The organism is Sphingomonas sp. PAMC 26605 (assembly GCF_000241485.1).
In the GTDB taxonomy this organism is placed as follows: Bacteria; Pseudomonadota; Alphaproteobacteria; order Sphingomonadales; family Sphingomonadaceae; genus Sphingomonas.
Window position 1 is genome coordinate 988,019 of the sequence record NZ_JH584241.1, and the last position, 20,969, is coordinate 1,008,987.

22 protein-coding genes are annotated in these 20,969 nt (G+C 69.3%); 8 read left to right on the forward strand and 14 right to left on the reverse strand.

Annotated elements, in window-relative coordinates; genetic code table 11:
- Positions 1-34 precede the first annotated feature (34 nt).
- Positions 35-1,141 carry an acetylserotonin O-methyltransferase gene (locus tag RH90_RS04435; protein WP_232280299.1) on the reverse strand — a complete coding sequence of 369 codons (1,107 nt, stop codon included), beginning with the start codon at positions 1,139-1,141 and terminating at the stop codon, positions 35-37.
- A gap of 92 nt (positions 1,142-1,233) precedes the next feature.
- On the opposite strand from RH90_RS04435, the gene crtD reads away from it, so the two are divergent.
- Positions 1,234-2,796, forward strand: coding sequence for a 1-hydroxycarotenoid 3,4-desaturase CrtD (gene crtD / locus RH90_RS04440; protein WP_010184143.1), 1,563 nt, complete (start codon positions 1,234-1,236; stop codon positions 2,794-2,796).
- Between the two features lie 122 nt (positions 2,797-2,918).
- Positions 2,919-3,629 (forward strand): hydroxyneurosporene synthase, encoded by a 711-nt coding sequence (locus RH90_RS04445; protein WP_010184144.1) that lies wholly within the window; start codon positions 2,919-2,921, stop codon positions 3,627-3,629.
- Here the strand turns inward: RH90_RS04445 and RH90_RS04450 are convergent.
- From RH90_RS04450 to RH90_RS04465, 4 genes are read right to left on the reverse strand one after another with little or no spacing between them, the layout of a single operon-like run.
- Entirely contained in the window at positions 3,576-3,767 is a 192-nt protein-coding gene (locus RH90_RS04450) for a hypothetical protein (RefSeq protein ID WP_010184145.1), read from the reverse strand. The genes RH90_RS04445 and RH90_RS04450 overlap by 54 nt on opposite strands.
- A complete protein-coding gene (gene bchO, locus RH90_RS04455; RefSeq protein ID WP_010184146.1) occupies positions 3,757-4,638 on the reverse strand; it encodes an alpha/beta fold hydrolase BchO in 882 nt (293 codons plus the stop codon). Before bchO ends, RH90_RS04450 begins: the two co-directional genes overlap by 11 nt.
- Positions 4,635-6,314, reverse strand: coding sequence for a magnesium chelatase subunit D (locus RH90_RS04460; protein ID WP_010184147.1), 1,680 nt, complete (start codon positions 6,312-6,314; stop codon positions 4,635-4,637). The genes bchO and RH90_RS04460 overlap by 4 nt, the downstream gene beginning before the upstream one ends.
- Complete coding sequence (locus tag RH90_RS04465; RefSeq protein ID WP_010184148.1) at positions 6,311-7,288, reverse strand: ATP-binding protein; 978 nt, start codon at positions 7,286-7,288, stop codon at positions 6,311-6,313. The genes RH90_RS04460 and RH90_RS04465 overlap by 4 nt, the downstream gene beginning before the upstream one ends.
- 69 nt (positions 7,289-7,357) lie before the next feature.
- On the opposite strand from RH90_RS04465, the gene RH90_RS04470 reads away from it, so the two are divergent.
- Both RH90_RS04470 and RH90_RS04475 read left to right on the forward strand, forming a co-directional pair.
- Entirely contained in the window at positions 7,358-7,825 is a 468-nt protein-coding gene (locus RH90_RS04470) for a TspO/MBR family protein (protein ID WP_010184149.1), read from the forward strand.
- A gap of 78 nt (positions 7,826-7,903) precedes the next feature.
- Positions 7,904-8,701, forward strand: a complete 798-nt coding sequence (locus tag RH90_RS04475) for a DUF2189 domain-containing protein (protein WP_010184150.1) — start codon at positions 7,904-7,906, stop codon at positions 8,699-8,701.
- A 21-nt stretch (positions 8,702-8,722) separates the two neighbouring features.
- On the opposite strand, the gene RH90_RS04480 is transcribed toward RH90_RS04475, so the two are convergent.
- From RH90_RS04480 to RH90_RS04510, 7 genes are all read right to left on the reverse strand, one after another.
- Positions 8,723-9,352, reverse strand: coding sequence for a tetratricopeptide repeat protein (locus RH90_RS04480; protein ID WP_037493118.1), 630 nt, complete (start codon positions 9,350-9,352; stop codon positions 8,723-8,725).
- A complete protein-coding gene (locus RH90_RS04485; protein ID WP_010184152.1) occupies positions 9,349-9,759 on the reverse strand; it encodes a cytochrome c-type biogenesis protein in 411 nt (136 codons plus the stop codon). Before RH90_RS04485 ends, RH90_RS04480 begins: the two co-directional genes overlap by 4 nt.
- Complete coding sequence (locus RH90_RS04490) at positions 9,756-10,283, reverse strand: redoxin family protein (RefSeq protein WP_010184153.1); 528 nt, start codon at positions 10,281-10,283, stop codon at positions 9,756-9,758. The genes RH90_RS04485 and RH90_RS04490 overlap by 4 nt, the downstream gene beginning before the upstream one ends.
- Positions 10,280-12,238: a heme lyase CcmF/NrfE family subunit gene (locus RH90_RS04495; RefSeq protein ID WP_010184154.1), complete on the reverse strand. Its 1,959-nt coding sequence runs from the start codon at positions 12,236-12,238 to the stop codon at positions 10,280-10,282. Before RH90_RS04495 ends, RH90_RS04490 begins: the two co-directional genes overlap by 4 nt.
- The gene (ccmE, locus tag RH90_RS04500) at positions 12,235-12,669 is read right to left on the reverse strand and encodes a cytochrome c maturation protein CcmE (protein WP_010184155.1); all 435 of its coding nucleotides are present in this window, start codon (positions 12,667-12,669) and stop codon (positions 12,235-12,237) included. The genes RH90_RS04495 and ccmE overlap by 4 nt, the downstream gene beginning before the upstream one ends.
- A 100-nt stretch (positions 12,670-12,769) precedes the next feature.
- On the reverse strand, positions 12,770-13,510 hold the full coding sequence (ccmC, locus tag RH90_RS04505; RefSeq protein ID WP_010184156.1) for a heme ABC transporter permease CcmC: 741 nt from the start codon (positions 13,508-13,510) through the stop codon (positions 12,770-12,772).
- Between the two features lie 75 nt (positions 13,511-13,585).
- Positions 13,586-14,077, reverse strand: a complete 492-nt coding sequence (locus RH90_RS04510) for a winged helix-turn-helix transcriptional regulator (RefSeq protein ID WP_010184157.1) — start codon at positions 14,075-14,077, stop codon at positions 13,586-13,588.
- 119 nt (positions 14,078-14,196) lie between these two features.
- On the opposite strand from RH90_RS04510, the gene RH90_RS04515 reads away from it, so the two are divergent.
- The 4 genes from RH90_RS04515 (at position 14,197) to RH90_RS04530 (ending at position 19,775) form a co-directional block, all read left to right on the forward strand.
- Entirely contained in the window at positions 14,197-14,514 is a 318-nt protein-coding gene (locus RH90_RS04515; RefSeq protein WP_010184158.1) for a CC_3452 family protein, read from the forward strand.
- Positions 14,515-14,628: 114 nt separating this feature from the next.
- The gene (locus RH90_RS04520) at positions 14,629-16,731 is read left to right on the forward strand and encodes a RelA/SpoT family protein (protein WP_010184159.1); all 2,103 of its coding nucleotides are present in this window, start codon (positions 14,629-14,631) and stop codon (positions 16,729-16,731) included.
- 85 nt (positions 16,732-16,816) lie between these two features.
- Positions 16,817-18,628, forward strand: a complete 1,812-nt coding sequence (locus RH90_RS04525) for a DUF885 domain-containing protein (RefSeq protein WP_010184160.1) — start codon at positions 16,817-16,819, stop codon at positions 18,626-18,628.
- A 67-nt stretch (positions 18,629-18,695) separates the two neighbouring features.
- Complete coding sequence (locus tag RH90_RS04530; RefSeq protein WP_010184161.1) at positions 18,696-19,775, forward strand: glycosyltransferase family 2 protein; 1,080 nt, start codon at positions 18,696-18,698, stop codon at positions 19,773-19,775.
- A 7-nt stretch (positions 19,776-19,782) separates the two neighbouring features.
- Here RH90_RS04530 and RH90_RS04535 read toward each other — a convergent pair whose 3' ends face one another.
- Together RH90_RS04535 and RH90_RS04540 are read right to left on the reverse strand one after the other, a co-directional pair.
- The gene (locus tag RH90_RS04535) at positions 19,783-20,511 is read right to left on the reverse strand and encodes a class I SAM-dependent methyltransferase (protein WP_010184162.1); all 729 of its coding nucleotides are present in this window, start codon (positions 20,509-20,511) and stop codon (positions 19,783-19,785) included.
- 16 nt (positions 20,512-20,527) lie between these two features.
- Positions 20,528-20,956: a GtrA family protein gene (locus RH90_RS04540; RefSeq protein WP_010184163.1), complete on the reverse strand. Its 429-nt coding sequence runs from the start codon at positions 20,954-20,956 to the stop codon at positions 20,528-20,530.
- Positions 20,957-20,969 lie beyond the last annotated feature (13 nt).

The window sequence follows — 20,969 nt, forward strand, 5'->3', positions numbered from 1 at the left end:
ACTTAACATTGTCAATCTTGATTGACGAAACACCTCATCGGTCGGCGATCACGACCCGGCAGGTAATCGGTAGCGCGGTCGGCAAGGGCCGCGCGCGCGAAAAACCGGCGGTCGCGAGCATCGCACATATTTCCCCTGCGGACCGGGGACGGCCCGAGCCCATCGCCAGCAGATACCACCCGAAATACGCATCCCCGGCGGGTTCGGCGCCGGGGGTCTGTGCCATCGGTTCGGCGATGAGCAAGCGTCCGGCCGGCGGCAGCGCGGCATGGATCGCGCGCAGCAGCGCAAGCGCAACCGCGTCGTCATGATCGTGCAGCACGCGGACCAAGGTGATCAGATCGTATCCGTGCGGCACCGGATCGCTCAGAAAGCTGCCGCGATGGACCGTCAGCCGCGCCTCGAGGCCGGCCGCCGCAAAGCGGGCTTGCGCGCGGTCGCCGACCGCGGGGAGGTCGAACAGCGCCAGCTCGAGCGTGGGCACGCGCGCCGCGACCGACTCGAGAAAGCCGCCCTCGCCGCCACCGATATCGAGCAGGCGCCGATGCCGCGCGAAGCGGTACGCGTCGAGCGTCTGCGCCGCGACGAGCGGCTGCGACGCCGCCATCAGCTTGGAATATGGCGCGACCGACTCGGCATTGCCAGGGTCCGCCCCACCCGCATAGCGCCAATAATCGGCCAGCGCCCCGCCCCCGCCGCCGCGCCGCAACAGCGCCACGGGATCGGCCAGATCGGCGTAGAGCAAGGCGTGATGCGCGACCATCTCGGCGATCCCGCGATTCCCGCGCAGCGCCGCCCCGGCGCTGCCCAGCACCCAGCCGTCGCCGAGTCGCTCGACCAAGTGCAGCGCCGCCGCGGCGCGCAGCAAGCGCAGCGTGCCCTCTGGCGGGACGTCGATCTGCGCGGCGAGCGCGGCGCAGTCGAGCGGGCCCTGCGCGAGCCGGTCGAGCAACCCGGTCGCGACGCACGCGGCGAGCGTCTGCGAATAGACGAACCCCGCGACCAGGTCGAACAGGCCGCGCGCCCGCGCCCGCGCGATCGGACGGGTCAGCCAGCAGCGCGCCGCGAAACGCTGGAAGCGCGGCGAGGCCAGCCAGCGGTTGCGCCACGCGAGCCGGATCCCCTGCATGGCGGCCGACACGGATTTGCTCGAGAGAGGCTTTGACATGTCTTTCACAGTGGACGATGCTCGCTGTCCAGTCGAGTGGACATCGGCTGGGTGAGGATCGCGACATGAGCTCGCAGGACACTGTGTTGGTCGTCGGTGCCGGGATTGGCGGTCTGGCCAGCGCCGCGTTGCTTGCCGCACGCGGCGTGCCCGTCACGGTGGTCGAGGCGGCGGCCGGCCCCGGCGGCAAGATGCGTGAAATCGTCGCGGGCGGCGTGGCGATCGATGCCGGGCCAACGGTGTTCACGCTGCGCCAGGTGTTCGACGAAATCTTCGCCGACTGCGGCAGCGCGCTCGAGTCGCATTTGACGCTGACCCCGGCGACGGTGCTGGCGCGCCATGCCTGGGGCGACGATCGCCTCGACCTGTTCGCCGATCCCGCCGCGAGCGAGGCGGCGATCGGCGCCTTTGCCGGCGCGCGCGCCGCCGCCGGCTATCGCGCCTTCCGCGCCGAGGCGCGGCGAATCTTCGAGACGCTCGATGCGCCGTTCCTGCGCGCGCCGCAGACCAATCCGCTCGGGCTGACGTGGCGGATGGGATGGCGCGGCCTGACCGACCTCAACCAGATCCGGCCCTATGAAACCTTATGGTCCGCGCTCGGCACGCATTTCGACGATCCGCGGCTGCGGCAATTGTTCGGGCGCTATGCGACCTATTGCGGCTCCTCGCCTTTCCTGTGCCCCGCGACGCTGATGCTCGTCGCGCATGTCGAGGCAGCCGGGGTGTGGCTGATCTCCGGCGGCATGCATGCCCTGGCCAAGGCGCTCGAGGCGCTGGCGCTGCGCCACGGCGCGATCTTCCGCTATGGCGCGCCAGTGCGCGACATCGTGATCGAGCGCGGCCGTGCGGCCGGCGTGCGACTCGCCTCGGGCGAGCGGATCGACGCCGCCGCGATCGTCTGCAACGCCGATCCCGCCGCGCTCGCGCACGGTGCGTTCGGCGCGGCGGCGCGCGCCGCGGTCGCGCCGCAGCCGGCGCGCGGCCGCTCGCTTTCGGCGCTGGTGTGGTGCGCGAACGGCATCGCGCGCGGCTTTCCGTTGGTCCGCCACTCTGTCTTCTTCGCGCGCGACTCGGCCGCCGAATTCGCCGACCTCGCCGCCGGCCGCGTGGCCGCCGACCCGACCGTCTATGTCTGCGCGCAGGATCGCGACGCCAAGACGGGCGCGGGCGCGGGCGGATCCGAGCGGCTCCAGATCATCGTCAACGCCCCCGCCACCGGCGACACCGCCCCCCTGACCCAAGCGGAGATCGAGCAATGCACGCAATCGATGCACGCCACGCTGCAGCGCGCTGGCCTGACGCTGGAGCTGCCCGAGGAAGCGACGGTGCTGACGACGCCGAGCGGCTTCAACGGCCTGTTCCCACGGACGGGTGGAGCCCTTTATGGACCGGCCTCGCACGGGTGGGCGGCCTCCTTCCGCCGCCCGGGCAGCCGGACGCGGATCCCTGGGCTCTATTGCGCGGGCGGGAGCACCCATCCGGGCGCGGGCGTGCCGATGGCGGCCTTGTCCGCCCGGCTAGCCGTCGCCTGCCTGCTCAAGGACCGCGTTTCGACGTCACAGTCGACGCGAACGGCTATGCCTGGTGGTATGTCGACGCGCTCAGCGCCGATCGTCGCTTCGGCCTGACGATCATCGCCTTTATCGGCAGCGTCTTCTCGCCGTATTACAAGCTTTCGGGGCGCGGGCGGCCCGACAACCATTGCGCAATCAACGTGGCGCTGTGCGGTCCGCGCGGGGGGGCATGGGCGATGACCGAGCGCGGCGAACGCCACGTCCGCCGCGATGCCGACCATTTCCAGGTCGGCCCGAGCGCGCTCAGCTGGGACGGCGACACGCTGGTGATCGCGATCGACGAACGCTCGGCGCCGCTGCCATCCCGCGTGCGCGGGACGGTGCGCGTTACCCCGGAACAGATCGGCACGACCGCCTTCGCGCTCGATCCCGCGGCGCGGCACCGCTGGCACCCGGTCGCGCCGCGCGCGCGAGTCGCAGTGGCGATGACGCATCCCGATCTCGGCTGGTCGGGGCAGGGCTATGTCGATTCGAACTTCGGCGACGAGCCGCTCGAGGCGGGGTTCGACGATTGGCACTGGTCACGCGCGCATCTGCGCAACGACGTCGCCGTGCTCTATGAGGGGCGGCGGCGCGGCGGCGATCCGTTCGAGCTCGCGCTCAAATTCGATCGGCAAGGCCGCTGGCACGATGTCGCGCCGCCACCGCGCGTGTCGCTGCCGCATACCGGCTGGCGTGTCGCGCGCGCGACGCGCGCCGATGCGGACGCGACGCCGCGCGTGACGCGGACCTGGATCGACGCGCCCTTCTATGCGCGCTCGGCGCTGTCGACGCGGCTGTTCGGCGAGAGCGTCGATGCGGTGCACGAGAGCCTGTCGCTCGGGCGCTTCCGCTCACCGATCGTCCAGTCGATGCTCCCCTATCGCATGCCCCGCGCGCTCTGGTGACTCGTCGGAAGGCGCGGCCTTTGCGGCCCGATCGCGCGCGATCTCGCGATTGATCGAGACGAGCTGCCAGATCACGAACAGGATCGTCGGCACCCCGACGATCGCCATGTCGAGCAAGGCGAAATAGCTATTCGGCATCGGGCTGCTCCGCGAAATCCCGGATCAAGGCCGCGACCGTATCGGGGCGTTCCTCGTGCGCGAGATGGCCGAGCCCGGCGAGCACCTCCAGCCGGCAGTCGGGGAGCAAGGCGGCAGCCTGGCGGACCGAGGCGAGCGGGATCGCGGCATCGGCCGCGCCGTGGACGATCAGGCTCGGCCCGCGCATGCGCGGCAGATCGCGCGCGAGCGAGTCGAGATCCCACTCCGCCATCATCGTGATCGCGCCTGCGACATGGTCGGAGGTCGCGAACAGCCGCCGGTACAGCGCGACGCCGGTCGGATCGATCGTCGACCCCGTCGCCCGCATGAGGTAGCGCCCGGCATCGCCCGGCCCGCGCGCGAGCCCGGCGACGAGATGCGGCACGAACGGATTGACGAACAGCAACCGCGCCAGCCCCGGGAAAAGCGTCGCGGCAAGCCCGGGAAAGGGCAGCAGCGCGGGGCTGAGCCCGACGATGCGCGCCGGCACCGCGATCCCGTCGAGCACCAGCCGCATCCCGATCGCCGCGCCCGCGGAATGCCCGACGATGAGCGCCGGCTCGAGCGCCAGGCCGTGCAGCAGCTCTCCGACCGCGCGCGCCATCGCCGGCATCGCCAGCCCGCCGCTGGGGCGCCCTCGCGTGAAGCCATGCCCCGGCAGATCGGGCGCGACCACGGTGAAGTGTTCCGCGAGCAGCGGCGCGAGATCGCGCCAGCTGTGCGTCGCCGCGCCCGTGCCGTGGAGCAGCAGCAGCACGGGCCCCGCGCCCATCACCTGGACGTGCCAGCGCAGCCGCGCGGTATCGACGAAGCGGCTCGCGCCGCGATTGGGCCAGTCGCGTCCCTCGACCTCCCAGCGCGGCTGGCTCATGCGGCTTGCGCGGCGGTGACCGCGCGGTGCATCGCCGCGGCGTCGGCGCGCGGCAACGGCAGATAGCGCGCGCCCATCGCCAGCGCGAGCCGCGCCCCCTCGGGGCGCGGGCGCGGCGCGGTATCGAGGAAAACCGCGCCGATCCCCGCTTGGCCGATCGCGCGCGCCGCCTGCTCGGCATCGCGCTCGGCGCGCTCGCGCACCGCGCTGCCATCGATCGCGATATTGCCGCGCCCGTCGGTCAGCACGACAAGAAACGGGGTGCGCCCGCGTGCGCGCGCCGCTTCGGCGAGCGTGCGCGCCGCGTCGAGCCCCGCGGCAAGCGGCGTTCCCCCGCCGCCCGGCAGATCGGCGAGCGCGCGCCGCGCGCGGGTGAGCGAGCGCGTCGGCGGCAGCAGCACTTCGGCCGCCAACCCGCGAAACGCCACCAAGGCGACTTGCGCGCGCTTCACATAGGCCTGCGCGAGCAGCAGCTCGACCGCGCCTTTCGCCTCGGCCAGTCGCGTCGCCGCCGCCGAACCGGAGGCGTCGACCGCGAAGATCGTCAGCGTCTCCGCGCGCAGTTCGAAGCGGCGGATGCGCAGATCGTCGCGCCGGATCCGGATCGGCCCCGCACCGCGATCGCGCAGCTTCTGCCACGGCGCGGCCGCGCGCAACGTGTCGATCAGGCTGAGCCGCAGACCGCCGCGCGGAACCCCGGCGCGCGCGCCGAGCGGTCGTCCTCGCAAGGGGGATTTGCGCCGTTCGCCGGCACCGCGCGCGAACGTGCGCCCGCGCCGCGCCGCGCCTGCCGCGAGCCGTTCGAGCACGTCGCGCGGGAGCGCGGCGAGCGCTGCCGCGAGGACGAGGTCTTCGGGGGGCTCGGGCGTACCGCGGTCTTCGTCGCCCTGCTCGCCCTCGGGCGGCGGTGGCGGCGACTCGGGCGCGCTTTCGTCCTGCGGTGGTGCGGGAACACGCGTCGCGCGCGGGGCGAGCACGAGGCGGATCGCGAGGATCAGATCGTCCGCATCCGGCGCATCGCGCCCGGCCAAGCCCGCCGCCGCGCGCGCCGCGCGCAGCGCGAAGAGCGGTGCCCGCGCCGAATCGACACCGAGCGCTGCCGCTGCCGCCGCAAGGATCGCAAACGGATCGAGCGGCTGCGCGTCGCTGCATGGCACGGCCGAGTCAGCGTCGGACGGCGTTGCATCGCTCGGCGCGTGGCAGTCGGACAGATCGATCCGGAACGCCAGTCGCTCGACCAGGGCCTGCGGCGGCGCTTCCTCCCCGACCCCGTCGTCGAGCGCGACCACCGCGACGCACACCGGCGCATCCTCGATCGCGCGCGCGTCGAGCACCGCGGTGATCCGCGCCGCGCTCGCTTCGCTGATCCGCTCGGCCATCGGCAGCACGACGATCCCGCCATCTGCCGCGGCGAGCAATCCCCGCTGCCGCACCGGCCGCCCGAGCGCGAGCGTCGCGCCGAGGTCGAGTCCCCCGAGCAGCGCGTCGTCATCGACATGCGCCGGCACCCGCCGGAGGGGCGCGCCCGCAGGGAGCGCCGCACGCAGCGACGCGAGCACAGCGTCGCGCATCTCGCCGCCACCGCGCAAAATCATCCCGCCAAGGCCGACCGGATCGATCGCACACAGGCGCGCCGCAAGCATCGCGTCGTCGAGCGGCGCGCGTCCCGCGCTCACGCCGCCAGTTCGTCGAGCGCGCGTTCGATCCGCACGGTCGAGCCCGTCTCGTCGAGCACCCCGCGCCGCAACCGGTGCCGCAGCGCCAGCGGCGCGACTTGCGCAAGCTGCGCCGGCCCGACGACCGCTTCGCCGTCGAGCGCGGCGAGCGCGCGCGCCGCGCGCATCAGCGTCAGTTCGCCGCGCAAGCCATCGGCGCCGACCGCCATGCACAAGCGCGCCGCCCGCGCGAGCATCGCATCGGGCATGCTCACCGTAGCGAGCGCGGCGCGCGCGCGCGCCAGGCGGCGCAGCGTCTTCTTCTCGGCCGCGCGCCACGCCTCGGCGAACGCCGCCGGGGTCCGCTCGAACGCGTCGCAGCGCTTGAGGATCTCGATCCGCGCGGCCAGATCTTGCGGTGTGCGCACCTCGACCGACAGGCCGAAGCGGTCGAGCAGTTGCGGCCGAAGCTCGCCCTCTTCGGGATTGCCGCTCCCGACCAGCACGAAGCGCGCCGGATGCCGCACCGACAGCCCCTCGCGTTCGACGACATTCTCGCCCGACGCCGCGACGTCGAGCAACAGGTCGACGATATGGTCCTCGAGCAGGTTGATCTCGTCGATATAGAGGAAGCCGCCATTGGCGCGCGCGAGCAGCCCCGGCTCGAACGCCTTGACGCCTGCGCCCAGCGCGCGCTCGAGATCGAGCGCGCCGACGACGCGGTCCTCGGTCGCGCCGAGCGGGAGATCGACGAAGGGGACGGGCACGGTCGCCTTGCGATCGGGCGGCGGCGCGCCCTCGGGATGGAACCCGGCAAGGGCAGCAGGCATTGGTGGCAGCAAGGCCGCGAGCGCGCGCACCGCGGTGGACTTGCCGGTGCCACGGTCGCCGAATACCATCACGCCGCCGATCCGCGGATCGATCGCGGCGAGCAGCAGCGCCAGTTTCATCTCGTCCTGGCCGACGATCGCCGAAAAGGGAAATGCCATGCCCATTGCGCCAGTGTATCACGCGCTTGACACTCGGCAAGTGGACAGTGGCCGAAAGGCGAAGGGTATCGCGCGATGAGCCCGCTGATCGTTTCCGGCGGCTGCGCGATCGTCCTGCTCGTGGCCGGCGGGCTCGCGACGCCGATCGGGTCCTGGTACCACGCGCTGCGCAAGCCTGCCTGGCAGCCGCCCAACTGGCTGTTCGGGCCGGCCTGGACGGTCATTCTCGGGCTCGCCGCCTGGTCCGCGGCGATCGCGTGGCGCGCCGCGCCCGACGACTCGGCGCGCCACGCCGTCATCATCCTGTTCGCGGTCAACGCTGCGTGCCATTTCGCGTGGAGCCCGCTGTTCTTCGCGCTGCGCCGGCCCGATTGGGCGCTGGTCGAGGTCGTCTTCTTATGGGGCTCGCTCGTCGCGCTGCTCGTCGGTCTCTGGCCGATCTCGCCCTTCGCGGCGTTGCTGATCGTGCCCTATTTCCTGTGGGTCAGTTTCGCCGCCATGCTCAACCTGACGATCGTGCGGCTCAACCGCCCCTTCGGCTGAGATTGTCGGGAACGCCCGAAAGGCGTACACTGCAGCGACAAGAAGAAGGAATGTACGCTTAGGACGAGGACCGAACAGATGACCACCACGCTGCACGCAACCGCTACGCCCGCCCCCGCCGCCGATCTTCCCGAGATCCGGCGAATAGGCCCGGCGGATTTGAGCTGGGCGCTGGCCGAGGGGTGGAAGGACTTTACCGAGAAGCGCGGCGATCTGATCTTTCTCGGGCTGCTCTATCCCGTCATCTGCTTCGTCGCGGTCGCGCTTGCGTTCAACGCGCCGCTGCTGCCCTTGCTCTTCCCGCTCGTCGCCGGGCTGTCGATCGCCGGGCCGGCGGTCGCCTCGGGTTTTTACGAGCTCGCCCGGCGGCGCGAGGAGGGGCGCGATTCGAGCTGGTGGCACTTCCTCGATCCGCTCAACGGGCGCAGCCGCTGGCCGCTTGCGCTGCTGACGCTCGGGATTGCGGCGCTGTTCGTGCTGTGGCTCGGCGTGGCTTATGCAATCTATGACGCCACCTTCGGCGCGCTCGCGCCGCTGCAGGCAAGCGACGTGTTCGGGCGGCTCTTCACCACCAGCGAGGGGTGGACACTGATCCTGCTCGGCAATCTCGCCGGTGGCGCCTTCGCGGTGGCGACGCTGGTGCTCGCGGTGGTGTCGTTCCCGATGGTGGTCGACCAGCCGGTCGATGCGCTGACCGCGGTGCGCACTTCGCTCAAAGCGGTCCGCACCAATCCGCACGAAGTGCTCGGCTGGGGGGTGCGCGTCGCGGGCCTGCTGCTGCTCGGGATGATCCCCGCGGCGATCGGGCTGGCGGTGGTGCTGCCGTGGCTCGGCTATGCGACCTGGCATCTCTATACGCGGATGGTGGTGCGCTGAACGCCGCCTAGCGCGGCGCGGTCATCCGCGCCGCGCCTGCATCGCCTCGAACTGGTCGATCGCGGCAAGGCGCTCGACGATATCGGGTCGATAGGCCGCATCGGCAGGCGTCATCGCCAGCGCATGGCGCCAGGCCAGCCGCGCCGCGCCGAAATCGCCCGCATCGGCATACGCCATTCCGAGGAAGAAGGCCGGCCCAGGCGCGCGCGGCGCCAACGCCAGCGCGCGCCGGAAGGCAAATTTGGCGGCGGGCGAAACCGCCCCGTCATGCTGCGCGAGCATCGCGCCGAACCCGCTCCACAATACCGCGTCGTTGGGCCTAAGCGCGATCTCGCGACGCAGCCCATCGGCGGCGGCATGCGCATCGCCCGCCTGCAGCCGCGCGTCGGCGCTGGCCAGCGCAAGACTGTCGGCGCGGTCGGGAGCGAACACAGCCTCGCGAAACGCGACCATCCCGGGATCGACCAGGACCGGCGTGACGCCGGCGGTGACGGGCTTGCCCGGGAGATGCCGCGCCGCCTGCACCGCAAACCCGATCGCGCCGAGCATCAACGCCGCCCCGGCGAAGCTCCGCAGCCTTCGCCCGATGCCCATGCTCCCCAGCAGTCCCGCCGCCGCCACCCCGACCAAGGCGAGGATCAGCAGGTTCACGCGCGCCGCCTCCGCCGGAAGCTCGCCCGCGCGAGCCACACGCCAAGCGCGAGCAACAGCAGCGGCGCGATCCACAGCGGCGCGGTGACCGCGCTCAGCGGCGGATCGTAGCTGACATAATCGCCATAGCGCGCGATCAGCCACGCGCGGATCGTCTCGGGACTCTGCCCCGCGGCGATCCGCGTGCGCACCAAAGCGCGCATATCCCCCGCCATCTCGGCATTGCTGTCGGCGATCGACTGGCCCTGGCAGACGACGCAGCGCAGCGTCAGCATCAGCGCCTGCGCCTGCCGCTCCTGCGCCGGGTCCTTGAGCTGGACGTTGGCGAGCGGCGCCGGCGGCAAGTTGCTGTCGGCAAGCGCCGGTGTACTCGCCAGCACCAGCAAGAGGAGCAGCAGCAGCCTCACCGCGCGTTCCGCACCGTCTGGATCAAGCCAGGAACTTCGTCCGCCCGGATGTCGCCGACATGCTGGAGCATGATCCGCCCGTCGCCGCCGATCACGAAGGTTTCGGGCACTCCCGACGATCCGAGCGCGAGCTGGACCGAACTCGTCTTGTCGTCGCCGATCGAGGCATAGGGATCGCCATTGCGCGCGAGGAAATCGGCGATCGCGGCGGGCGTGTCGCGGATCGCGACCGCGTCGATCTCGACCCCCGCCTGCTTCAGCGCGAGCAGTTGCGGTGCCTCGGCGATGCACGGGATGCACCAGCTCGCGAAGACGTTGAGCAGCCGCGGCTTGCCGCGCGCGAAGGCAGCGGTCGAAAGCCCAGGCTTGCCCGACACGATCGGCGGCAGCGCGAATTTCGGCAGCGGCTGCCCGACCAGCGCCGAATGCACCGTCCGGTCGGCGGGCTTGTAGAGCCCCCAGCCGACCAAAGCGAGTAGGCCGACCGCCGCGACGAACGGCACCCAGATCACCCAGCGCGTCATGCGTACGCCTCGCGCAGTCGGACCCGGCGTTCGCGGCGCAAGCGGCCGAGCAGCGACAGCGCCCCGCCGATCGCGACCAGCGCGCCGCCGAACCAGATCAGCGTCACGAACGGCTTCCACCACAGCCGCAGCTGATAGCGCCCGGTGCCGTCGGGCTCGCCGAGTACGGTATAGAGCTGCCCGTCCCAGCGCGTCGCGATCGCCGATTCGCTGGTCGTCGTCACCGGATTGGCGAAGTAGCGCGATTGCGGGCGGAGGTAGAAGACCGCGCCGTCACCCCCGCGCCGCGCGCTGAGGCGTGCCTCGAGCGCCGACCAGTTCGGGCCGATCACGGGCTTGATCCCGTCGAGCGTGACCGCGAACGGCCCGACCCGCTGCGGTTCACCGACGCGCGCCGCGACGAGCGTTTCCTGGGTGAAGGCGGCGTCGCACGCCATGCCCGCGAGACTCACCGCGATGCCGAGATGCGCGACGACCATGCCATAGGTGAAGAGCGGGGTGCGGCGCAGATTGCGCCGCCATAGCGGCAGCACGCTCGCCACGCCCAGGCCGAGCGCGAGCGCCAGCCCGAACAGCGGCAGCCATGCGATGTCCCCGCCGAGTGCTACCAGCGCGACAAGCGCGAAGCCGGTCACCGCAACGGGCGCCGTCATCCGCCCGAGCACGACGCCGGGATCGTCGCGCCGCCAGCGCACCATCGGCCCGACCGCCATCACCACGCCGAGCGCGAGCGCGATCGGGCCGATGAACTTGTCGAAGAACGGCTTGCCGATCGACAATTGCGTCCCGAAGCCCGCCGCGACGATCGGATAGAGCGTGAACAGCAACACCAAAGCGAGAATCACCGAGAGCAGCAAATTGTTGACGATCAGCGCGCCTTCGCGGCTGACCGCGTCGAAGGTGTTGCCCTGCTTCACCGTGCCGACGCGCAAGGCGAACAACAGCAAGGCGCCGCCGATATAGATCGCGAGCAGCGCGAGGATGAACGACCCGCGCGTCGGATCGACCGCAAAGGCATGGACGCTGGTGAGAATCCCCGAGCGGACCAGAAAGGTGCCGATCATCGACATCGAGAACGCCACGACCGCGAGCATCAGCGTCCAAGCCCGCAGGCCGTCACGCGTCGCGAGCACGCTGACCGAATGGAGCAGCGCGGTCGCGGCGAGCCATGGCATCAGCGACGCATTCTCGACCGGATCCCAGAACCACCACCCGCCCCAGCCGAGCTCGTAATACGCCCAATACGACCCCGCCGTGATACCGAGCGTGAGAAAGATCCACGCGCCGAGCACCCACGGCCGCATCGCGCGTGCGAACGCCGGGCCGACATCGCGCGTGATCATCGCACCGACCGCGAAGGAGAAGGCGATCGAAATGCCGACATAGCCGATATAGAGCGTCGGCGGATGGAACGCCAAGCCGGGGTCCTGCAGCAGCGGGTTGAGCCCGTTGCCATCGGCGGGCGCCGGATCGAGCCGCGCGAACGGGTTCGAGGAAAACAGCAGGAAGGCATAGAAGCCGAGCGCGATCGCCGCCTGCGCGCCGAGCGTCGCGATCAGCGTGGGCTTTGCGAGGCTGCGCTCGAGGATCGCGACCGCGGCCCCGGCGACGCCGAGGATCGTCACCCACAGCAGCATCGAGCCTTCGTGATTCCCCCACGCGCCAGCGATCTTGTAGAGCATCGGCTTGTCGGAATGGCTGTTCTCGGCGACGAGCAGCACCGACATGTCGCTGCGCATGAACACGCTGATGAGCAGCAGCATCGCGAGCAAAGCGAGCACGCCCTGCACCACCGCGACCGGGCGGACCGCGGCGATGATCTCGGCGGTGAGCGTCGTCCCCTCGCCCGCGCGGGTCACGGAAGAGCGCCAGACGCCAAGCCCCGCGAGCACGAGCTGCAACAGCGCGAGCGCAGCGGCGAACCACAAGGCGGCGAGACCGGCCTCGGCGATCATTGCTGCAACGTCTTCGTCTCGTGCATCTTGCCGGCGATTTCGGGGGGCATGTATTTCTCGTCGTGCTTGGCGAGCAGATTGGTCGCGGTGAAGCTGCCGTCGGAATTGAACGATCCTTCGGCGACGACGCCCGATTTCTCGCGGAACAGGTCGGGCGCGATGCCCTTGAAGGCGACCGGCACCGTGGCCACGCCATCGGTCACGACGAAGCGCATCGACACGCCGTCGGCGAGCCGCGTGATCGAATGATCCGCGACCATCCCGCCGAGCCGCACCGCGCGCCCGAGCGGGAGCCCGTCCTTCTTTACGTCGCCCGGCGCGTAGAAGAATGACGCCTGATCCTTCAGCGCCGACAGAGCGAGCAGGCTCGCGCCCCCGACCGCACCGATCGCGAGCAGGACGAGCGTCAGGCGTTGATGCTTGGCCTTCATGTCTTCTCGCTGTCGCGCATCGCCAGGAAGCTCCACGCGGCGAGCCCGACGGAAACGATTCCCGTCAGCGCATAGGCGGCGGTGACGAAGGGCCAGGGGTTCACGCGGTTACCTCGACGACAGTGGCCATCCGCCGCATCCGCGCCTCGGCCTTGGTGCGCGCGAGGATCGTACGCATCCGCATCAGCACGATACCCGCGAAGAAGAAGGTGAAGCCGCTCAGCGTGAACCACAGCGGCCACAGGATCGACGAGTCGATCGTGGATTTGGTCAGGCCGATGCTCTGCCCCTGGTGAAGCGTGTTCCACCACACCACCGAATAACGGATGATCGGCAGCAACACTGATCCGGCAATCCCGTACAGCGCGGGGATCCGCCCGTCGCCGCCACGATCGTCATCGGCGCGGACCAGCGCCATGAAGCCGAGATAGACGAAGAACAGCAGCAGCATCGAGGTCAGCCGTCCGTCCCACTGCCACCACGTCCCCCAGGTCGGCCGCCCCCAGATCGACCCCGTCGCGAGGCACAGCCCGGCGAACACCGCCCCCGGCAGCGCGATCGCGCGCGCGGCGATCATCGCCAGCGGATGCCGCCAGACAAGGAACACCAGCGACGAGATCGCGATCCCGCTCCACCCGCCCATCCCGAGCCAGGCGGTCGGCACATGGATATAAAGGATCCGGACGGTCTCGCCCTGCAGATAGTCGGGCGGGGTCCGCGTCAGGCCACCCCAGACGCCGATCGCGATCAGCGCGACGCCGACCCAGAACAATACCGGCGTGAGCGGACGCGCAAGCTTGAGGAAACGGGCCGGATTGGCGAGGGTGTGGAGGCTCGGCACGCGGGGCAAGCTACGCAACAAACGTGGAAGAATCTACAGTCAAGCCGGCCCCCCCCTCATCGTCGCGCGCGTATTTCACTTCGCTGCGCGTACCCCCGGCGCACCATAATCGACATCCTCGGGGAGTGCCCAGAGCAATTCGTGCTTGGTCAGCACGCGGCCGTCCCACGCGCGCACGTCGACCGGCGCGATCGGGCGCATGTCGCGCTTGTCGACCAGCACCGGGCTCGCCGGGAAACCCGTTTCCCAACGCTCGCCCCATTGCCTGAGCGCGAGCATCGTCGGCAGCAGCGCGGCGCCCTTCTCGGTCAGCTCATACTGGATTTTCCGACGATCGGCGGCGACCGCGGTGCGCGTCAGAATGCCATGCTCGACCAGCCGCCCCAACCGGTTGGCGAGGATGTTGCGCGCGATGCCGAGCTCGGACTGGAATTCCTCGAAATGGTGCAGCCCGTTGAAGGCGGCGCGCAGGATCATGAAGCTCCAGCGTTCGCCCATCGCCTCGAGCGCCGCGGGGAGGCTGCATTTGACCAAATCCCGCAAGGGTTCACGCAACTTCGCATCCATGATCGGCAACCCTAACGCATTTATAGAAGAAGGGGGAAGCAAAACTACGTTTTGACTTGCAACTCGCATCCGCAGCATTTAAGTAGCGAATCGCAACTTAAGATGCAAGGAGCCTCCCCATGGTCCGTTCGCTACCGCTTGCCGTCGCCGCGTTCTTGGTGACCCTGCCCTTCGTGCCGAGCGTCGCGCACGCTGCCGACGCCACGCCCTATTACGCCGCCACCCCGGTCGCCGCCCCCGCCAAGACGATGCTGATCACCAACGGCACCGTGTGGAAGTGGAACGACACCGCCTTCACCGCCAACAAGGCGCCGGAGCGCGAGGGCATCGTGTGCGAGATGATCGCGCAGCGCGCCGGCAAGCTGTCGGCCTTCGCGATCGCGGGCCAGCCGCTCGACGCCGACGCACTTGCCAAATGCAACGCCCGCGCCAAATAAGCGTCGTCCAAGGTCGCTACGAGCCCCTTTCGCCCTCGGGCAAGAGGGGCTTTTTTCTGCGATTCGCGCAAACATGTTGCAAAGCAACACTTCGTAACGCCATCTTGGCGGGAGATGTTGCGTCAATATGAACTCGTCGATCGTGTCCTAGAGTACGATCCTTCGGCCAACGAGGCATTGCTCAACCGCGCCTATGTCTTCTCGATGCAGGCGCACGGCAGCCAGAAGCGCGCGAACGGCGACCCCTATTTCAGCCATCCGATCGAAGTCGCGGGCATCCTGACCGATCTCCATCTCGACGACGAGACGATTGCGACCGCGATCCTCCACGACACGATCGAGGACACCGTCGCGACTCCCGAGGAGATCACCCGCCTGTTCGGCGCGAGCGTCGCGCGGCTGGTCGACGGCGTGACCAAGCTGTCCAAGATCGAGGCGCAGACCGAGAACGAGCGCGCCGCGGAGAATTTGCGCAAGTTCCTGCTCGCCATGTCCGACGACATCCGCGTGCTGCTGGTCAAGCTCGCCGACCGGCTGCACAACATGCGCACGCTGCATTTCATCAAGAATCCCGACAAGCGCAAACGCATCGCGCGCGAGACGATGGACATCTACGCCCCGCTCGCCGAGCGGATCGGCATGTACGAGTTCATGAAGGAGATGCAGACGCTCGCCTTCGCGCAGCTCGAGCCCGAGGCGTTCGAGTCGATCACCAAGCGGCTTGCGCAGCTCAAGGAAGGCGGCGGCGACCGCATCGCCAAGATCGGCTCGGGATTGAAGCTGCTGCTCAGCCGCCAGGGAATCGAAGGCGACGTGTCGGGGCGCGAGAAGCACCCCTATTCGATCTGGAAGAAGATGGCCGAGCGGCACATCAGCTTCGAGCAGCTCAGCGACATCATGGCCTTCCGCGTGATCGTGCCCGACGAGGAGGCGTGCTACACAGCGCTTGGGGTGATCCACCGCCGCTGGCCGATGGTGCCGGGGCGCTTCAAGGACTATATCTCGACCCCCAAGCGCAACGGCTATCGCTCGCTCCACACGACGGTGATCCACGCCGACAATACCCGCGTCGAGATCCAGATCCGCACGCGCGACATGCACGAGGAGGCCGAACTCGGCCTCGCCGCGCACTGGGCATACAAGCAGGACCCCCTGAATGGACGGGTGCGTCCCGACACGCAGGTCAGCTGGATCCGCGATCTGGTCGAGATCCTCGACAATGCCGAGAGCCCCGAAGAGCTGCTCGAGCACACCAAGATGGCGATGTACCAGGATCGCATCTTCGCCTTCACCCCCAAGGGCGAGCTGCATCAGTTGCCCAAGGGCGCCTCGCCGATCGATTTCGCCTATGCCGTGCATACCGATCTCGGCGATCAGGCGGTCGGCGCCAAAATCAACGGCCGCGTGGTTCCCTTGCGCACCGTGATCGAGAATGGCGATCAGGTGCAGATCCTTCGTTCCAAGGCGCAGGAACCACAGCCCGGCTGGCTCAACTTCGCGATCACCGGCAAGGCGCGCGCCGCGATCCGGCGACATCTGCGGCAGAAAGAGCGGATCGAGACGCAGGCGCTCGGGCGGAAAATGTATGACGAGCTCGTCTCGCGTCTCCCCGCCCCGCTCGCCGGCAACGCGCTGGCGATCGCGATGCAGCGCCTCAAGGTGTCCGACGAAGCCGCACTGCTCGAGGCGATCGCACGGCGGCGGATTCCCGATGCCGCGGTGATGGAGGCGCTGATGCCAGGCTCGGCCGGCGCCGACGCGATGCGCGACCTGCCGCCGCAATCGAGCGCGATCTCGATTCGCGGACTGACCGCGGGCGTAGCCTTCGATCTCGCCGAATGCTGCCATCCCGTGCCGGGCGACCGCATCGTCGGGCTGCGCCGCCCCGACGCCGGCATCGAAGTGCACACGATCGATTGCCCGGTGCTCGCTGCCGCCGATGACACCGACTGGGTCGATCTTTCCTGGGGCGACAAGACCGAAGGCGCGACCGGGCGGATCTCGGTCGAGGTCAAGAACGAGCCCGGCGCGCTCGGCACGATCGCGACGATCATCGGCGCGCAGAAGGCGAACATCGTCAATTTGCGGCTCGACAATCGCGATACCGGTTTCCACACCAACACGATCGACGTCGAGGTCCACGACGTCCAGCATCTGATGCACGTCATCGCCGCGCTGCGCGCCGCCGACGCGGTCAACGCGGTCGAGCGCGTTTAGGCCGTCTACGAGGCCGGCGGATCGTTCCCCTTGCGCACCGAGGGCGAGCCGTTAGGCTGCGCCCCGGGCAAGCAAAGGGGCACTTATGGACCGGCGGGATTTTCTGTGTTCGAGCGGCGCGCTTGGCGTGCTCACCCTCCTTCCCGCGGCGGCGGCGCGCGCAGCGGCGGCGGGGGCGGGCGACGCGGCGCTCGCGGCGCTGTTCGACCGGATTTTCGCCGAAGGCCTGCAGGAAAGCCCCGAAAGCGCGACGCAGCTCGGGCTCGACAAGGGCGCCAACGCCGCGCTGAAGCACCGGCTCGACGACCCGTCGCTCGCCAATCGTGCCCGCGGACTGGCGCAGACGCGGCGCGCGATCACCGCGCTCGACGCGATCGATCCCGCAACACTTTCTCCCGCAAGCAAGCTTGATCGCGAAGTCGTGCTCTATTCGCTGCATCAGCGCGAGGTCGGCCCCGCACGGTTCGGCGTCGGCTCGCCGCAGCGCCCCTATCCGATCACGCAACAGCAGGGCGCCTATTTCGGCGTCCCCGATTTCCTCAACTCGCGCCATGTCGTCGCGACTGCCGCCGATGCCGAGGCCTATCTCGACCGCCTCGCCGATTTCGCACGCGTGCTCGATGCCGAGAATGCGGTGCAGGAAGACGCCGCCAGGCGCGGCCTGCTCGCCCCCGCCTTCGCGCTCGATCTCGCGCTCGGCCAGATGGCGGCACTGCGCAAACCCGCCGCGGCCGAGAGCGGGCTCGTCACCTCGCTCACGCGCCGCACGACGGCCGCCAAGCTGCCCGGCGATTACGCCGCGCGCGCGACGAAACTCGTTGCCGATGCAGTCTATCCAGCCCTTGACCGGCAGATCGCGCTCGTCACGCGGCTGCGCAGCACCGCGCGGAGCGATGTCGGCCTGTGGTCGGTCCCCAATGGCGACGCGCTCTACGCCGCCGCGCTGGCGAGCGCGACGACGACCGACTTCACGCCCGATCAAGTCCATCAGATGGGGCTCGACCAGGTCGCCGAGATTTCGGCCACGCTCGATTCGCTGCTCAAGGCGCAAGGCCTGACCAGCGGCAGCGTCAGCGCGCGGCTCGACACGCTCAACAAGACCCCGGCGCAGCTCTACCCCGATACGCCCGACGGCCGCGCCGCCTTGCTCGCCAGCCTCAACGGCCAGGTGCGGACGATGCAGGCGCGCCTGCCAACGCTGTTCATCAACCCGCCCGACGCCCCGCTCGAAATCCGCAGCGTCCCCGTCGAGATCCAGGACGGTGCGTCGAACGGCTATTACTACCGCGCCGCGCTCGATGGCTCGCGGCCGGCGATCTACTGGATCAATCTCAAGCACATCACCGACTGGCCCAAATACGGCCTGCCGACGCTGACGCACCACGAAGGCGTCCCCGGCCATCATCTCCAGATCAGCATCGCGCAGGGCGCCGCGGGGCCGCTGATCCGCAAGACCAGCTTCTTCAACGCCTATACCGAGGGCTGGGCGCTCTACGCCGAGCAGTTGGCCGACGAGAGCGGCGTGTACGACCAGGATCCGCTCGGCCGGATCGGCTATTACCAGTCGCTGCTGTTCCGCGCATGCCGGCTCGTCGTCGATACGGGCATGCACGCCAAGCGCTGGAGCCGCGAAAAGGCGATCGCCTATATGGTCGAGATCACCGGCTTCCCGCCGCCGCGCGCGACGAGCGAGATCAACCGCTACTGCACCATGCCGGGACAGGCGTGCAGCTACAAGATCGGCCATGTCAGCTGGCTGCGCGCCCGCGCCAAGGCCAGGACGATCCTCGGCGCCAAGTTCGACGTGCGGCAGTTCCACGAGATCCTGCGCAACGGCGCGGTGCCGCTCGTCATTCTCGAACGTCTCGCCGAGGAGCGCGCGCGGGCGCAGGTGTGACACCGGCGCGGGGCGCGTGGTGCGGATAGGCGATGACGTACGGGCAAAGCGGCGCTAAACCCGGCGCATGAACCGCCCCGCGCTCTCCATCGTCATCCCCTGCTATAACGAAGCGGCGTGCCTCGAATTGCTCCACGCGCGCGTCTCGGCCGCGGCGCAGGCGGCGGTCGGCGCGGATTACGAGATCGTGCTGATCAACGACGGGTCGCGCGACGAGAGTTGGCCGGTGATGCAACGCCTCGCCGCCGCCGACCCGCGGCTGGTGGTGATCAACCTGTCGCGCAACCACGGGCATCAACTGGCGCTGACCGCCGGGCTCGACCTGTGCTCGGGCACGCAGATCCTGATCATCGACGCCGATCTGCAGGATCCGCCCGAATTGCTCGTCGACATGCGCGCGGCGATGGCGGCGCAACAGGCCGACGTCGTCTATGCCGTGCGCCGCACGCGCGAGGGCGAGACCGCGTTCAAGAAGCTCACCGCGGCGATCTTCTATCGCCTGCTCGACCGCGTCACCGACACTGCGATCCCGCTCGACACCGGCGACTTCCGGCTGATGAGCCGCCGCGCGCTCGACGCCTTCCTGGCGATGCCCGAGCAGGCGCGCTTCATCCGCGGGATGGTCGCCTGGGTCGGCTTCCGTCAGGTGCCCTTTCCCTACGATCGCGCCGAGCGCCATGCCGGCGAGACGCATTACCCGCTCGGCAAGATGGTCCGGCTCGCGCTCGACGCCGTCACCGGCTTCTCGACCGCGCCGTTGCGCTTCGCGAGCCATCTGGGGCTCGCGCTGACCGCCGCGTCGCTCCTGCTGTTCCTCTATATCGCGATCGGCTTCTTCAGCGGCAGCGCGGTCGCCGGCTGGACCTCGACGATGCTGGTTGTCGTATTGCTTGGCGCATTCCAGATGTTCGTGCTCGGCATGATCGGCGAATATCTCGGCCGGCTCTATGTCGAATCGAAGCGGCGCCCGCTGTATCTAGTCGCCGACGTGGTCGGGCCGATCCAGGGCCACGCGACGCTCGGCTATCGCGCGGAAGCCGAACCGCAACCCGTTCGCCCCGAGCCTGTCGAAGCGCACGCTTCGGCACAGGCCAGCGCTCACGGTGCGAGCAGCGCTTCGAGCAGCGCCGCACGAACCGACCTATAGCATCGCCTTACTTCGGCGACGCCAACGTCAGAATCGAAACCCCCGGCGACAGCGGCATGCGCCCGACGAGATGCCGCTCGATCCGAAAAATCCGTTCGAACAGTGCGTTGAGCGCAGGGTGCGGCGGCGAATCGTCGCTGTCGTCCTTGCCGCGCAGCCGCCCGGCGATCCGCGACGCGGCGGCGAGCGGAAAGAGCAAGGAATTGAACCAGCGCAACCCGTTATGCTCGAGCCCCGCCTTGCCGATCGCGGCGGCGAGCGTCGCCTTCGAATAGCGCCGGTGATGGTGGTTGACGACGTCGTGCGCGCTCCACATCCATTGGTGCGCGGGCACCGCGATCAGGATCTTGCCGCCGGGCTTGAGGCATTCGCCCATCGCCCTCAATGCCGCAACATCGTCCGCGATATGCTCGACGACATCGAGCACAGCGATCAGATCGTACGCGCCGCGTTCGATCCCGGGCAGCTCGGGAAGCGGCGCCGCGCCGACCGGGGCGCCGAGCCGCTCGCTCGCGATCGCACGCGCGGCAGGATCGATCTCGATCGCCTCGACCCGGCCGAACTGCGCGAGCATCGGCAGATTGTGCCCCGTGCCGCAGCCGATCTCGAGGATCCGCGCATCCGCCGGCAAATGCCCCTCGCGCGCGAGATAGTCGGCGAGGATGTCGCGTCGGGCGCGATACCACCAGTGCGTCGAATCGTGTGCCGCCATGCGGTCGTAGACAATACGGTCCATCAGCAATTGCTCATTGTCAGGCAAACACCAGTCGTCGATTGAGAAAGAAGGTGAAGACGGTCGCGAGCAGGACCGCCGGGATCACCGGGACCAGCGGCCCATAGCCGAGCTTCGCGGTTCCGAACCAGGTGACGAGCGCGTTGAGCGCCATCCCCGAAGCCTGGACCGCGACGAACTTGACGTGCTGCAGCCGGCCCGGCGTCGCGGTGCTATGCCCTTTGAAGCTCCAGCTCCGGTGCAGAAAGAAGCCGATCGTCACCGCGACGAGGAAGGCGAACGGCACGGCATAGACCGCATGGCGGGGTTCGAACACGAAGACGGTGAGCGGGGTGTAGACCGCGAGATAGATCAGCGTCGAGAAGCCGCCGACCAGGCCGAAGCGGACGAGTTGCCCGAGCAGCGCATTGTGCCGCAAGCTGTCAATCTGTCGCTGGATCGCTGTCACGTTGGCTTGCCCT